The sequence below is a fragment of the Flavobacterium branchiophilum NBRC 15030 = ATCC 35035 genome (assembly GCF_002217205.1).
GTDB classification, from domain to species: Bacteria; Bacteroidota; Bacteroidia; order Flavobacteriales; family Flavobacteriaceae; genus Flavobacterium; species Flavobacterium branchiophilum.
Genome location: NZ_MUGT01000004.1, coordinates 1 through 14,871, shown reverse-complemented (window position 1 = coordinate 14,871; position 14,871 = coordinate 1). Strand labels below are relative to the sequence as shown.

17 protein-coding genes are annotated in these 14,871 nt (G+C 35.2%); 7 read left to right on the top strand and 10 right to left on the bottom strand.

Annotation, left to right across the window (positions count from 1 at the left end):
* Positions 1–99: 99 nt before the first annotated feature.
* The 9 genes from B0A58_RS00385 to B0A58_RS00345 form a co-directional block, all read right to left on the bottom strand.
* On the bottom strand, positions 100–1,350 hold the full coding sequence (locus B0A58_RS00385) for an aspartate kinase (RefSeq protein ID WP_089079448.1): 1,251 nt from the start codon (positions 1,348–1,350) through the stop codon (positions 100–102).
* Positions 1,351–1,856: 506 nt separating this feature from the next.
* The gene (locus B0A58_RS00380; protein WP_089079405.1) at positions 1,857–2,330 is read right to left on the bottom strand and encodes a GNAT family N-acetyltransferase; all 474 of its coding nucleotides are present in this window, start codon (positions 2,328–2,330) and stop codon (positions 1,857–1,859) included.
* 4 nt (positions 2,331–2,334) lie between these two features.
* Positions 2,335–3,180, bottom strand: coding sequence for a M48 family metalloprotease (locus B0A58_RS00375; protein ID WP_089079404.1), 846 nt, complete (start codon positions 3,178–3,180; stop codon positions 2,335–2,337).
* A gap of 133 nt (positions 3,181–3,313) precedes the next feature.
* Positions 3,314–4,498, bottom strand: a complete 1,185-nt coding sequence (locus B0A58_RS00370) for a DUF418 domain-containing protein (RefSeq protein WP_089079403.1) — start codon at positions 4,496–4,498, stop codon at positions 3,314–3,316.
* A 100-nt stretch (positions 4,499–4,598) separates the two neighbouring features.
* Positions 4,599–6,029, bottom strand: coding sequence for a pyruvate kinase (gene pyk, locus B0A58_RS00365; RefSeq protein WP_014082860.1), 1,431 nt, complete (start codon positions 6,027–6,029; stop codon positions 4,599–4,601).
* Between the two features lie 5 nt (positions 6,030–6,034).
* Positions 6,035–6,523, bottom strand: coding sequence for an IPExxxVDY family protein (locus tag B0A58_RS00360; protein ID WP_133063040.1), 489 nt, complete (start codon positions 6,521–6,523; stop codon positions 6,035–6,037).
* 108 nt (positions 6,524–6,631) lie between these two features.
* A complete protein-coding gene (gene rnc / locus B0A58_RS00355) occupies positions 6,632–7,378 on the bottom strand; it encodes a ribonuclease III (RefSeq protein ID WP_089079401.1) in 747 nt (248 codons plus the stop codon).
* Between the two features lie 6 nt (positions 7,379–7,384).
* On the bottom strand, positions 7,385–8,638 hold the full coding sequence (gene fabF / locus B0A58_RS00350; RefSeq protein WP_089079400.1) for a beta-ketoacyl-ACP synthase II: 1,254 nt from the start codon (positions 8,636–8,638) through the stop codon (positions 7,385–7,387).
* 172 nt (positions 8,639–8,810) lie between these two features.
* The gene (locus tag B0A58_RS00345) at positions 8,811–9,047 is read right to left on the bottom strand and encodes an acyl carrier protein (RefSeq protein ID WP_014082856.1); all 237 of its coding nucleotides are present in this window, start codon (positions 9,045–9,047) and stop codon (positions 8,811–8,813) included.
* 176 nt (positions 9,048–9,223) lie between these two features.
* Here B0A58_RS00345 and purN point away from each other — a divergent pair, with 176 nt between their 5' ends.
* From purN to B0A58_RS00320, 5 genes are all read left to right on the top strand, one after another.
* On the top strand, positions 9,224–9,796 hold the full coding sequence (purN, locus tag B0A58_RS00340; RefSeq protein ID WP_089079399.1) for a phosphoribosylglycinamide formyltransferase: 573 nt from the start codon (positions 9,224–9,226) through the stop codon (positions 9,794–9,796).
* Positions 9,793–10,284 carry a ribonuclease HI gene (rnhA, locus tag B0A58_RS00335; protein WP_089079398.1) on the top strand — a complete coding sequence of 164 codons (492 nt, stop codon included), beginning with the start codon at positions 9,793–9,795 and terminating at the stop codon, positions 10,282–10,284. Before purN ends, rnhA begins: the two co-directional genes overlap by 4 nt.
* 98 nt (positions 10,285–10,382) lie before the next feature.
* Positions 10,383–11,090 (top strand): hypothetical protein, encoded by a 708-nt coding sequence (locus B0A58_RS00330; protein WP_133063039.1) that lies wholly within the window; start codon positions 10,383–10,385, stop codon positions 11,088–11,090.
* 293 nt (positions 11,091–11,383) lie between these two features.
* Positions 11,384–12,499 carry an RHS repeat domain-containing protein gene (locus tag B0A58_RS00325; protein WP_089079396.1) on the top strand — a complete coding sequence of 372 codons (1,116 nt, stop codon included), beginning with the start codon at positions 11,384–11,386 and terminating at the stop codon, positions 12,497–12,499.
* Positions 12,483–12,902 (top strand): hypothetical protein, encoded by a 420-nt coding sequence (locus B0A58_RS00320; RefSeq protein WP_089079395.1) that lies wholly within the window; start codon positions 12,483–12,485, stop codon positions 12,900–12,902. The genes B0A58_RS00325 and B0A58_RS00320 overlap by 17 nt, the downstream gene beginning before the upstream one ends.
* Before the next feature lie 6 nt (positions 12,903–12,908).
* Here B0A58_RS00320 and B0A58_RS00315 read toward each other — a convergent pair whose 3' ends face one another.
* A complete protein-coding gene (locus B0A58_RS00315; RefSeq protein WP_133063038.1) occupies positions 12,909–13,142 on the bottom strand; it encodes a hypothetical protein in 234 nt (77 codons plus the stop codon).
* Positions 13,143–13,298: 156 nt separating this feature from the next.
* Here B0A58_RS00315 and B0A58_RS00310 point away from each other — a divergent pair, with 156 nt between their 5' ends.
* On the top strand, positions 13,299–13,679 hold the full coding sequence (locus B0A58_RS00310) for an HU family DNA-binding protein (RefSeq protein ID WP_089079393.1): 381 nt from the start codon (positions 13,299–13,301) through the stop codon (positions 13,677–13,679).
* A 200-nt stretch (positions 13,680–13,879) separates the two neighbouring features.
* On the top strand, positions 13,880–14,871 hold a 992-nt coding region (locus B0A58_RS00305; RefSeq protein ID WP_207758830.1), incomplete at its 3' end, for a hypothetical protein.

Genomic DNA, 14,871 nt, shown 5'->3' with positions numbered 1-14,871 from the left:
TTTTGGCAAAGATTTTTTTAAATTTCATCAGCATCATGACATGAAACCCATTATAAAACCATATATTTTGGGTTCAATACAAACGTGGTTGGTTATTTGTTACATGGTTACAATTTGCATGGTTTCTCGGCTTATTTGTTTGAGCAATACTTCTTTGTCCTGTTCAACCATTTGGGCAGCAGCCTCATCAAAGTGACGAATGGTATAAAGTGTAACATTCTCGTTGTAGTTGAGTTTGAATTTGTTGGACAAAATGTTTTTCAGGTCGTTAAAATTACCAAACTTATCTTCAACACATATAGAAAAACTGATGGCCGAATTTTGTATCAAACTCACTTTCATCTTGAATTGGTGCAAAAGCCCAAATATTTCGGAAATATTTTCTTCCATGATAAATGAAAAATCAATGGACGATAGCGATACCAAAAGTTGGTTTCTTTTTACGATAAAACAAGGCAATTGCGGCTCTAAATCGGCCCCTTTAGCAACACTTGTACCTGGCAACAAAGGGTTTAGAAAAGACTTTACATACAATGGAATTTCTTTTTTTTGCAATGGCTGAAGCGTTTTCGGATGGATAACGCTGGCTCCATAAAACGCCAATTCTATGGCTTCTCTGTAAGATATTTGATTCAACAAACTGGCATTTTCAAAATATCGAGGATCGGCATTCATCACCCCAGGAACGTCTTTCCAAATCGTAACACTTTCTGCTCCAAGACAATAGGCAAATATACCTGCCGTATAATCCGAACCTTCCCTGCCAAGGGTTGTAGTAAAACCATTCAAATCAGACCCCAAAAAGCCTTGTGTAATATTCAAAACGTTTCGGGCTATATTGTTTGAAATTAATTTTTGTGTAGCGTTCCAATCCACCTCGGCATCTCGATAGGTATTGTCTGTTTTGATAAAATTTCTTACATCAACCCAATGGGTTTCTATCCCTCTATAATTCATATAATGAGATAAAACTGTTGTCGAAACGAGCTCGCCCATACTCACAATTTGATCATAAACAAAATTGTAATTCGGAGATTTATTGTGGTTCAAAAAGTATTCCAAATCAGTAAATAAAGCATTTACTGCTCCAAACACAGGGTGATTAACCTCTTCAAACAAGTCTAAAAGTATTTGATTATGGTACTTTTTTACCTCCTGAAGCGTTGATTGTAAACTGGGTGCTTTGTCAAAATAATCTTTAACAACAAGTTCCAAGGCATTGGTCGTTTTGCCCATTGCCGAAACCACCAACAGCACATCCTGATAGCCCGCTTTTTGCAAAACGTCATACACGTTTTTAATTCCATCGGCATCTTTTACAGATGCTCCTCCAAATTTGTAAATTTTCATTTCAAAAAAAATTAATTTAAGTTCAAAAGCCAATTGCTTTCAAAAAGTTTGATTAGGTTAAATTCTAATGATTCCAAAAATACTCCTAAATAGAGTATCAAAAAAAATGACTATCCGCAGCGTGTACTTCTTCATAAACGTTAGGTTAGTTTTTTACTATTTTTACAAAACTTGATTCCTACTTTGCGGCATTGCAAATACCATTTCACGCAAAGTCCCAGAAACATAAAGTAAATGAAATACTTTGACAATTGGGTATAAACAACGACAGTCCTATATAAAAAACAGCAAGAAAAATTGCCTTTTTTGGGCGTTCCCCAAGGGTCATTCAATCCGTTTCAAACAACGTTCATTGAACTCCAAAAGAAACATAATATTGTGAAACAATCTTTTTTGATTACCACATTCAGAAACTATATTCGTGCAATACAACACTGGGGGGCTTCTTAAAGGATTTCCACTACTATCTCTAACGCAAAATACGGTTTCAAATAGGCATTAGTCATTTATTGTTTGTCCAAAAAATGGGCAATTGCTACATTGTTCATTTGCACAACCCTCCAATCAGGCAAAACGGTTGCCCCAGATTTTTCATAAAAATCTACCGCAGGCTTGTTCCAGTCTAAAACCGCCCATTCTACCCGTCTAACGCCATCTTCTTGTGCTTGTTCCATTACTTTTTTATAAAGTGCAAGCCCAACTCCTTTGCCTCTCATTTTTTCTTTTACAATCAAATCTTCCAAATGAATGGTAGTACCTTTCCAAGTAGAATACCGATTATAGAACAAAGCCATTCCAACGATTTCATGATCATATTCGGCTATGAAAGTTTTAAATTGTGGTTTGTCGCCAAAACCGTCATTTTCAATATCGGTTTGAGTTACTAGTACGGCTTCGGGTTCTTTTTCAAATACCGCCAATTCCTTAATTAATGACAATATGGCTGCGGCATCCGAGCGTTGTCCTGGTCTAATAAGCATGGTTTTATTTCTTTTTAGGTGTCGTTTTTTTGGCTACTGGTTTGTTGGCTGTTTTGGTTTGTTTTACATAAGGGCTAAACAAGCCATCAGCTTCGGCCCTTTGGCGGGCTTTGTCTGCTCTATCTTTTGGATCGGGGTGCGAACTCATCATTTTGTCTAAAAAAGATGCTTCGGTACCCTGACTCATCGTGGCCAATATATTAAAGGCCGATGCAACTGCATTGACATTATACTTGTTGCGTTTCATAAATTCGTATGAATAATCATCTGCTTCAGATTCCTGTTTGCGGCTGTGTTTGCTGTCTATCATCGCACTTCCAATTTTGCCCAATTGGCCGTCTGTTACAGCAGCCACTTTGTCTGATTGCGAAGCAACGGCGTCTATAAGTGCCTCTTTTTGATAGGCAGCCTTGGCAGCATCTCTAGAATCGTGATTGGCAACATGGCCAATTTCATGGCCAATAACAGCCAGCAATTCATTGTCGTCCATAATGTCCATCAATCCAGAAAAAACCCTAACGCTACCATCAGCAGTTGCAAAAGCATTGACATCTTTGGTTAAATAAACTTTGTAATTTAAAGTTAATCCATTTTCGTTTTTGTGTTTTCCAAATACTTTTTCCAATCGAATAGCATAAGCATCCTTTGGCCCTGCCACTTTGTTTTCTGCATCCATTTTTACAACAGCATCTTTGGACAGTTTGGCAGCATCGGCATCGCTAAATGTAAATCCAGCAATTCCTTTTTGTACCGCACCCAAGGCTCTTTCCCCTAAATTAATTTGTGCTTGAGCCTGTGAAACACCAAGTGTAACTACACCCAATACTACTAAAATCGATTTTGTTTTCATATTTTTAAATTATTTTAAATTGTAAATTCTTCAAAAAAAATATTGAATCCTACAATTATTATTTTTTGGACAAATATAAAATAAGTTTTGCATAAAATGTTGTTTAAAAAGCAGTAGCATTCTAAATATTTTGTTATTTTTTTGTGCCTATCCAGGTGGCTTTGCCCCATATATATTCTAATGGACCTTGTTTGTGGGTTTTGAGCCACCAGGTACAAAAAGTAAGTTGCAACAGAAACAAGGTTATTCCTATCAGCAAGCAGTATGTAGCACCCGTTTTCATGGCCATTCCCAATCCGTATTTATAATAAATGGTAGATCCAATGATGGATTGAACTATATAGTTGGTCAAACTCATTTTGCCAAAAGGAATTAACTTGGATAACAGTCGTTTGCCTTTTTCATACTGAAAGGCTAAATACAAAAGCGACACCCAAACCAACATTAAGGCTACATTGTTCCAAGACATGAATACAATCATCAAACGGCTCAATTGGGCTTTGTGGGCCACTACATTGGGCAAAACCATTACGATTATGTTTAATGGAATAAATGCTATAAAAGCTATTTTTAGAACTTTTTTCCAAAAAAGCACATTGTCGTTTGTTGAATTGAAAAGCTGTTTTCGGCCAGCCCAAAAACCAAATAAAAACAAGGCTGGAGCCTGAAAAAACCGCCCAAACTCCCAAGACCACAACAACGATGCTGTTTTGCCAAGGGTTACATTGCCAATAACATAATCCAAAAAATTGCCATTTTGCATGTAATGGGTAATTTGTGCATAATAAGCTTCAGAGGCATTTGGTTCAGGAACAAAATCGGGGTGCAAAACATAATAAATCCATCGAAGCCATTCTAAAGGTTGCAACATTAAAAAAGTAGCAACTACAAAAATCGTTTTGTTGTTCCAACGACATGCTGGAATTAAAACAAGACCAAAAATGGCATACATCGTTAAAATATCTCCCTGATAAAAGGCCGTGTTTAGATATCCAAAACCTAATAAAAGCAACATTCTCCAAAAAAAACGAAGTCTAAAATCTTTGCCACTTTGTACTTGATTATCGTTTTGAATATAAAAACTGAATCCAAATAGTAAGGCAAAAATGGCATAGGCTTTGCCTCCAAAAAGGTAAAACATAGAGGTCCAAATCATTTTGTCGAGTGCCAAAAGCCAACTTGGAAAATAATCAGGCGTATATACATACTCAAAATGTTCAACATTATGTAAAAGCATGATGGCCATTATAGCAAAACCACGCAACACATCGACAACCTCTATACGAGGATTTTTGATAGCAACAGCTGTAGGAATCATGATTGAAAGATTATAAATGAGTAAATTATTTAAAAAAACCCTACTAAAATAGCAGCTATTCCAGTAGGGTTTGTATATATTGGTACAATAAAAAAAAAGTTTATTCTATTTCAGATACTCTCATGGTATTAACCATTCCTTTATCAACAATTGGCATAGCAGCAAGGTTGATTAAAAAATCACCTTTGGATACAAATCCATTTTCTTTTGCAATATTGTTCACATCGGTTACCGTTTCGTCTGTACTAACAGATTTGTCGTAATAAAATGATTTGACCCCCCAAAGTAAATTCAATTGGGTAACAATACTTTTATTAGACGTGTACACTAAAATGTGAGCAGAAGGCCTCCAAGCCGAAATTTGAAAGGCTGTATAACCACTATTTGTAAGAGTACAAATGGCTTTTGCTTTAATTACATTGGCCAATGTGGCCGCATGATGACAAATAGCTTTAGTAACAAAACGATTTGTACGTACTTGTGGGGTGTTTTGTGGCACTTGAATTAGAGGCGAGTCTTCTACGGCTTCTATAATTTGTGTCATTTTTTCGATAACCTGTACAGGATAATTCCCCACAGATGTTTCTCCAGAAAGCATTACAGCATCGGCTCCATCCATTACCGAGTTGGCCACATCGTTTACCTCTGCACGAGTTGGAGTAAGGCTCGTAATCATGGTTTCCATCATTTGTGTAGCAATAATAACAGGTATTCTAGCTGTTTTGGCTCTGTTTACTAATTTTTTCTGAATCAAAGGTACTTCGTGTGCGGGTACTTCTACTCCAAGGTCGCCACGGGCTACCATCAAACCATCACAGTAGGCAACAATTTTATCAATATTGGCCACCCCTTCAGGTTTTTCAATTTTGGCAACAATTGGAATTTTATGATCAGAGTGTTGGGCAATCAGTTCTTGAAGTTCTATCAAATCTTCGGCAGTTCTAACAAAAGAAAGGGCAATCCAATCTACTTTTTGTTCGATAGCAAAAATGGCATCTTTTACATCTTTGGCAGTTAAAGCAGGCAAAGATACTTTGGTGTTAGGCAAATTAACTCCTTTTTTAGATTTTAAAGGTCCTCCTTGAATTACCTTGCACACTACTTCAGACTTGCGGTCTGTTTCTACGGCTTCAAAAATCAGTTTACCGTCGTCCAACAAAATTCTTTCTCCTGGGTTCACATCTTTTGGAAACTCCTTATAATTCATATATACCCGTTGTGCAGTTCCAGGAATATCCTCGGCCGTTTGAAAGGTAATCAAATCGCCATCGTTTACTACAACGTCTTCTGTCATTACTCCAACACGAAGTTTTGGCCCTTGAAGGTCTCCTAAAATGGCGGTTGTATAGCCAAACTCTTCGTTCAATCCTCTAATTAAATCAATTTTTGCTTTTACATCGTTGTAATCTGCATGAGAAAAATTAACTCTAAATACATTTACTCCAGCCTCAATCATGTCTTTCAGGACTTCTCTTGTGCTGCATGCAGGCCCAAGTGTGGCTACAATTTTAGTTTTCTTGTTTGTTGACATTTTTATTAAAAAATTAAATTGTTTTTGTTCTTTACTTTGTTTTTATCAATTTGATATACCATTGCAATTCTTTCAACTGCACTTAATTTTGCGACGATTTTTTCTATACCATCCAAGTTTATTTCGTCATTTATTCTCAAAAAATACGAAACCGTCTTTAGATCTGGTAATAAATAATTTGTATTGGTTTCTTCGACAATTTCGTTATCAAACAAATTAAAATTTTCTTGTTTTTTATAAACTGTTGTTATACATTTATTTTGAATGAGCGTCCAAATCCAGTCGCTATTTTCGTCAAAATAGTCAAATTTTTCAAATAATAAGTCTAAATTATTTTTTCTAATTGCTACTTCCTCTGCACTTTTTGAAAGATTAATGTGTAATGCTTGATTGATAAAATAAGCCAATCTATAATCTTCTAAATGGGTATGAATAGCCAATAAAAAATAATCTATTTCTTCAAAATCATCAAATTCTAATTTGTGAACTGCCATGTCAAAATAAATTGTTGGTAAATATAGTATTTCTAATTGAGAAAACGACAACTCGAATTGTAAAAAATTGACAATTTACTAACGAAATCGTTATAGGTTTAAGAATTCTTATTTTTTATTCTCTATTTTTTCTTGAAATGCAAAAAAAGCTCTTTTTGCGGCAATCTCTTCGGCCTTCTTTTTGGAGGTAGCTCTTGATTTTGAAATTACTTTGTCGTCTATGCTTAATTTTACACCAAAAAGGCGTTCGCCATCTATGCCATTATCATCAAAAACATCAAAATAAAAGTTTTTTTTCTCTTTTTGGCACCATTCTATTAGGAGGCTTTTGTAGCTGATCACCTTACCTTCCAATTTTTGGATATTAACGTAAGGTTTGATCACTCGATTGTGTATGAATTTTTCGCAATAAGCGTAGCCTAAATCTTGATAGATGGCCCCAACAAGTGCTTCAAAAATATTGCCATGGATGTTTTCGCCAAAATTTCGAGGGGGTATTTTGCAGTCTAAATAATCAACTAATAAAAGGGTTTTTCCCAATTCGTTCAAATGCTCACGACTAACAATTTTCGATCTCATTTTGGTTAAATAACCTTCGTTGCCGCTGGGAACTTCTTTATACAAATGAGCCGCCACAACCGAACTGAGCATGGCATCGCCTAAAAATTCTAATCTTTCATAACTAATAGCATTGCCTTTATCGTCGGTTTTGTTGGACGAACGGTGTGTAAATGCTCTTTTGTAATAGTCTAATTGAATGGGAGCAAAGCCTAATATTTTTTTTAAATCATTAAAAAAAATCCCGTCTTGAGTGGAGCGGGATTTTTTTGTAAATATTTTCTTTATAAACTGCATAAAGCATTATAGTTCTAATTTTTTTACCAATACACAAGCATTGTGTCCGCCAAATCCAAAGGTGTTGCTCATCAAAACTTTTACATCACGTTTTTGAGCTTTGTTAAATGTAAAGTTCAATTTGGAATCTATATTTTCGTCGTCGGTAAAGTGGTTGATTGTTGGAGGAACAATCCCGTGTTTGATAGACAAAATAGACGAAATGGTTTCGATAGCTCCTGCTGCACCTAGCAAATGCCCCGTCATTGACTTGGTAGAATTTAGGTTCATAGTGTAAGCATGTGCTCCAAAAACTTGTAAGATGGCTTTAGATTCTGCTATGTCGCCAAGTGGTGTAGAAGTTCCGTGCATATTGACACCATCTACATCTGTTGGTTGCAATCCTGCATCACGTAAGCAATTGAGCATTACGTTTCTTGCACCAAGTCCTTCTGGGTGAGGTGCTGTAATGTGGTGGGCATCGGCAGACATACCGCCACCGCCAATTTCGCAATATATTTTGGCTCCACGAGCCTTTGCATGTTCATACTCTTCTAGTATCAAGGCACCCGCACCTTCGCCTAGTACAAATCCGTCACGGTCTTTGTCCATTGGTCGAGAGGCCGTTTGTGGGTCGTCATTTCGGGTAGAAAGGGCGTGCATGGCATTAAACCCTCCCATACCAGCTATGGTTACAGCGGCTTCAGAACCTCCAGTTACCATAATGTCGGCATGACCTAATCGGATGTAATTAAAAGCATCGATAATGGCATTAGTTGATGAGGCACAGGCAGATACAGTTCCAAAATTGGGGCCTCTAAAGCCATATTTTATAGAAATATGACCACAAGCAATGTCGCCAATCATTTTTGGTATAAAAAAAGGATTAAATTTTGGTGTACCATCTCCAGCCGCAAAATTAAGTACTTCTATTTGAAATGTTTCCAAACCGCCAATACCCGATCCCCAAATAACTCCAGCTCTATCTTTGTCTATGGCATCCAAATCAAAACCAGCATCTTTCATGGCTTCTTCAGATGATACTACCGCATATTGTGCATAGCGGTCCATTTTACGTACTTCTTTGCGTTCGATAAAATTTTCTACATTAAAATTTTTCAATTCACAAGCGAATTGTGTTTTGAATTTTGATGCATCAAAATAAGTTATGGGAGCTGCACCACTTACACCATGAATCAATCCTTGCCAATAGTCTTCAATCGTATTGCCAATGGGAGTTAGTGCTCCTAAACCTGTTACAACGACTCTTCTTAATTCCATATTTTAAAGTATCATAATAATTATAAAACAACATATCCAATGGGCTTAGTACCACCCTATTTGATAGTACAAATATATAGTGTTTTTTTTAATTTATAAAAAAACAAGTCTTCTTTTTTGATTAAAAATAAAAACACTCGTTCCTAATTATTGATAGAAACGAGTGAATTTATTATTTTTTTGCCTCTTCGATATAAGATATTGCTTGACCAACAGTAGCAATGTTTTCTGCTTGGTCGTCTGGAATTTGAATATCAAATTCTTTTTCGAATTCCATGATTAGCTCTACAGTATCCAATGAATCTGCTCCTAAATCGTTAGTAAAGCTTGCTTCTAATACTACTTCGTTTTCGTCAACGCCTAATTTGTCTACGATAATCGCTTTAACTCTTGATGCAATGTCTGACATAATCTTTGATTTTAAAATTTTAATTGTTGGCAAAAATAAAAAACTTTATTTGAAAACAACATTTTTAATTAATAAATAATTAGTAAGTATTTAAAACTTTTTTTAACAAAGATTTTTATTTGCTATTTTTTGTCGATTTTTATTCTTTTTTTTGCACTTTATAAATATATTTTATCATGAAAAAAGTCCTCATTTTTGCCTCTGGTTCGGGTACAAATGCCGAAAATATTATCATTCATTCTCAAAAATCCAACCTTTTTGGTGTGCAAGCTGTTTGTTGCAACAATCCGAATGCTTTGGTTTTAGAAAAAGCCAAAAAACAAAACATTCCTACTTTTGTGTTTGACAAAAATGATGTTTTATTAGGTAAATTAACTCAAAAAATAAATGAATTTTGCCCCGATTTGATTGTATTGGCTGGTTTTTTATGGAAATTTCCCGAAGAAATCGTATTGCAATACCCCAATAGAATTATCAATGTGCATCCTGCCTTGTTACCTCAATATGGTGGCAAAGGCATGTATGGTATGCATGTACATCGAGCCGTTTTTGACAATCATGAAACAGAAACAGGCATTACCATTCATTTTGTGAATGAAAATTATGACGAAGGCCAAATTATTTTTCAAGAAAAAGTATCTATTACAGATTGTTTAGCTCCAGAGGACATCGCTGTAAAAATTCATGAGTTGGAACAACAATTTTTTCCAATAGTAATTGAAGCCATTTTATCAAAAATGACATCATGAACGAACATCAAGTACATATATATACAGATGGTGCCGCAAAAGGCAACCCCGGCAAAGGCGGCTATGGCGTGGTTATGGAATGGGTGGGCAAGCCCTATAAGAAAGAATTTTATGAAGGATTTAGGCATACAACCAACAATCGTATGGAACTTTTGGCCGTTATAGTAGGGCTCGAAAAATTGAAACACCCCAAAACGAGTGTTTTGGTCATTTCAGATTCAAAATATGTAGTAGATGCCGTAGAAAAACGATGGGTTTTTGGTTGGGAAAAAAAAGGCTATGCAGGCAAAAAAAATCCTGATTTGTGGAAGCGGTTTATGAAAATTTACAGAACCCATCAGGTTGATTTTAAATGGATTAAAGGACATAACAACCACCCTCAAAACGAACGTTGCGATGCCTTGGCCGTTATGGCATCGGGATTGCCTCAATTGTCTGTTGATCAGGTATATGAACAAGAGGGCGAACAAGATCCATTAGAATTTTAATTTTTTTTGGAGAATAAAAACCAAATAAGTCTCCTATTTTATTTATTCACACCTAATTCAAAAACAAAAGAAATTTACAATTTTAGAAATTAGACTCAATGGTATATTTATTTGGAACAAAAAAGATACTAAATAATATGAATGTATTTTTTATCTATATTTTATTTACTTTTTTCAGCTGCCAAGTTAATAAAAATGAAGACAATTATATTTTATATAAATGTTTTGATGAATATCAGATGAAAGGATTATTCAAAATTGATGATATTGACAATTATCAAGGTAGATACTTTGTAAAAGTATTAACTACTGAGGATAGTATTGTTTTGATTAAAATGCAAAAAAAATTAATTACTGAAAACAAAACAATTGAAAAAACAATTTATTTTAACAAAAAAGGGCATTGGGAAATATTGAATAAAGATAAGAACTCTGGGAATAATAAAATTTTTAATGAAATTACGTATTTTCATAATAAAATAATATTTAATGATACCATTTATAATTATAATTACAATTTAATTAAGGGAAAGTATGCTGGTGGTTGTATAACATATTCTACAAAGCAAAAAAGTTTTTTTTGCCACGATTGTGGGATTGATGATATTAGGAATAATTTTAACATAGAAAGTGCAAAAAAGTTTATAAAAGAATGCAATAATAAAGAGATTTTTAGTAAAAAATACAGAAAAGACGGAATGTTTATTTATTACGAAGATGGTACAATATCAGATGTCATAAGTTTTCATTTTGGTTATTTTGATTCGGATGAAAATCTAAATGAAAGTTTTATTGATGGATATTAGAAACCGTGATGGCTCCCAGCTCCCGCGCGAATCCCTTCGCGTGGTAAGTAATAAAAACCAAAAAACACAACATTAAAAAGTTGTGGTTTTTTGTATATTTGTAAAAAGTTTATTGAAATAATTAAAGTATAAGCAGTAAAATAGGCGCAACCACCAACCTTGGCAAGTTTTTACAAGAATGGACCCTCATTGAAAATAGCTCTGGCGGTGCACCTATAAATTTAGTAAGTACCAGCCACGACCAATTAACAACGGCAGAAACAGGTGTAAATCATGTATATACGAAGTTTAATATGCCAACGCAGACTTTTGCAAGTAACACCGCTTTCTTGCCAGTTCCTGCGTTTCTAACTCCCCCTTCGGGGGCTGGGGGGCTCGAAACTGAACAATACTTTTTTCACCCCGACCATTTGGGAAGTTCCAATTATATTACTAACTTTGTGGGCGAAGTTTCGCAACATAGCGAGTACTTTGCCTTTGGGGAGACGTTCATTGAAGAGCATAAAAACTCACACAACTCACCGTATAAGTTTAACGGCAAGGAGCTTGATGAAGAAAGTGGATTGTATTATTATGGGGCAAGGTATTATGACCCGAGGATAAGTATTTGGGCGAGTGTTGACAAGCCTTTAATAGATGGTAAGTATTTAAGTTTTGAACATGATGGAGGAGTATTAAATAGTTTTAATTTGAATAGTTATGCTTATTGTAGACAAAGTCCAGTCGTTTTATTCGATCCTGATGGAAACCAATATAATAATAGTATTTTATTAGATAAAGTTTCAATAACAAGATATGCAGCAGCAAATGGAGCAGCATATAAATACACTGAAACTTTTTATAAATTCACTCCTGCAACTGCACATTTATTAAGTTTAGTAAGTGGTGTTAACGAGAATAACATTAAAAATGTGAAAGTTGAGTTTTCTACTTATGGTGATGCTGGAGCTTCGATTACTTTAGGTAGTTCTCCTTCAAATGGTAATATAACTCACTATTATAAAACAGGGAAAAAATATTATGGGACAGCTGGTGATTTATTTAAATCATTTTTCGAAAGAAATGCACATGAAGTTGGTCATCTTCCTCAATTAGAATATGGTCAGGTCGTTCATATACTTACTTCATTACTAGAGTATGGGGCAAATATAGCAGATGGTCAAAATTGGCACGATGGTTGGAACTCAACCAAAGAACCCGAAGCAGATATTGGTGAAAACAAATTCAAAGAGTTTAATAGATTTGTTGATGAATTTTATGGTGGAGTTAAAACAGATGAAAAATATGATAAAAGTGTTATGCTTCAAAATTTATTTAAAAATAAAAACAACTCACAAAAAGATATAATAAATCGCATAAATCAATGGTGGAATAAATTTAATGAAGTGAAAAATGAAAAGAAAAGGTAAAAAAATACTATTATTATTAATCTCGTTTTTACTATTCATTTCTTGTAAGTACAAGAACGACATTTTTTTTGATATTGAAAAGCAACAATTAAATAGTTGCGATGGTCTTTTAAGAAATATCATATTATCTTCAGACAATGATGGAATTAGCTTGTTTTGGAATAACACAACAAAATCAGCTCCAAAAAGTTTAAAATTAAATAATATTCCTAAAGGATATGAAGTAACAACGAAAGGACTTTTAAGAAAAAATAAATTTAAAATAATGCCAAACACTAAATATTCTATTGAAAAATGGGGAAATGGTGCGGAAAGTTTTACTATTAATATCTGGACGGATTCAAACGGCAAAGTATTTAAGACATCTCATCCTATATGTGGAATAGATAATTTACAAAACTAGTTTTAACTAACTCCGCTTATTTATGACGGTACATTTTGGGCAGGTGAGCATAATGGAGGCTTCTATAACAGCTTTAATCATGGTTTCCAGCTCCGCAAAGAGTTCTATAGTACTGTGATGCTCTGCGATGGTCTCCTGACCTTGCGGAATCATAAAAACCAAAAACCACAACTGTAAAAAAGTTGTGGTTTTTAGGGTTAAAAACAAGTTGCCTTTTATTTCAATTAGTTTTGCGAGCATCGGTCTATAAAAAAAAGTACTGCACCATTCATAAAAAAGCATCGCTGGTTTTGAGTAAAAGCACCGTAGGTTTTATAAAAAAGCACCGTTGCTTTTTTATATTAAAAAAAAATGATTAAAATTGCAGTGTAATAACAAATTAAAAAATAACAAGATATGTCAGTAAAATTTAATGTTGTAGCAAAGAAAAACCCACAAGATTTAACGGCAGCACCAAAATGGTATGCTAGTGCTGTGGGCGATGGCGAAACTACTTTAAAAGATTTAGCCGAATATGCCAGCAAAACTTCTACAGTTTCAAAAGCAGATATTTTAGCGGTTTTAGAAACTACTTTAACTAAGGTTTCAATAGATTTGTCAAACGGCAAAATTGTGAAAGTTGGCGAGTATTTTACACTTCAAATGAGTTTGTCTAGCGAAGGTTCAGCAACAGAAGCAGAAGTAACGAGTAGTAAAGTGAAAGGTGCAAAAATTAACTTTCGCCCAGGCAAAATGTTAAAAGACATGATTAAATTAGCAACTTTCAGTAAAAAATAAGTCCTTTTTAGCAGGGTTTTGCGTTAGGGATGGAAGCGGCATCCTTTTTGTTTTTTCTTTAAAAACAAAAAGATATAGCGAACAGCCCGACCCTTGGGGAACGCCCAAAAAAAGTTCATTGACATCCTTTTTTATCCAACAACAAATACAATTATGATGTATTGAGCAACGTGTTGTCTATCCAAAACAATACCGTTGCAATGCCAACTGCTTTACCTGTTACTGCGCCTACAGATGTGCAAATTGGCGGCAGAAGCTGGCAAGAATATACTTCTGATGATTTGAATAGATTAACCACTGCCTCTGGCAATTTTGTGGGACGCAATGACAATGGTGTGGGCTTTAACCATAGCAAATATACCTTGGCTATGAGTTATGACAGCCAGCACAACATAACGAGCAAAATACAAAACCATGAAACCGCTACAAGCACTAGTGCCACCGCTGTAGCAGGTGCTTGGACACAGGTAGAACAAACCTCGTATAACTTAAATTATCAAGATTATGGTACTGCAAATTTTGATATTGCAGGATATAACTCATCAAATGGTTATACGCAACCCCACGCACCACGCAAAATTGTGGACCAACCTAATTTGGCAGGTTGTTGCGATGCGGCAAACGACCCACGTGTAAAAACCAAAACGTTTGAGTATGATGCCAACGGGAACCAAACCCGAATTTTGAGCACCATTTGCACAGCAACAGTAGCTGATACTTTACGTGTGAATTTGTGGGATGAGGAAAACAGACTGCGAGCGATAGACCTCAATCCTAGTTCCCCCTCTGGGGGCGGAGGGGGCTTGCATCCTATAGCTATTTATACCTACGATGCAGGAGGCGAGCGTATAATAAAACAAAACGCTACCAGCGTAGCCATTTATGAAAATGCACTGCAAGAAGGCACAACCATTAAAACCGACTTTATGCTCTACCCTAGTGGTATGCTAGTGGCTCGCCCTGGCGAAAACGGAGCGTTGAGTTACACCAAGCATTATTTTGCGGGCTCGCAAAGAGTGAGTAGCAAAATTGGTACTACGACTAATTTAGGTAAGTTTTTACAAGAATGGACGTTGATAGAAAATAGTAGTGGCGAGGCACCTATAAATTTAGTTTCTACCAGCCACAACCAATTGACTGTGGCAGAAACAGGTGTAAATCATGTATATACGCAGTTTAATATGCCAACGCA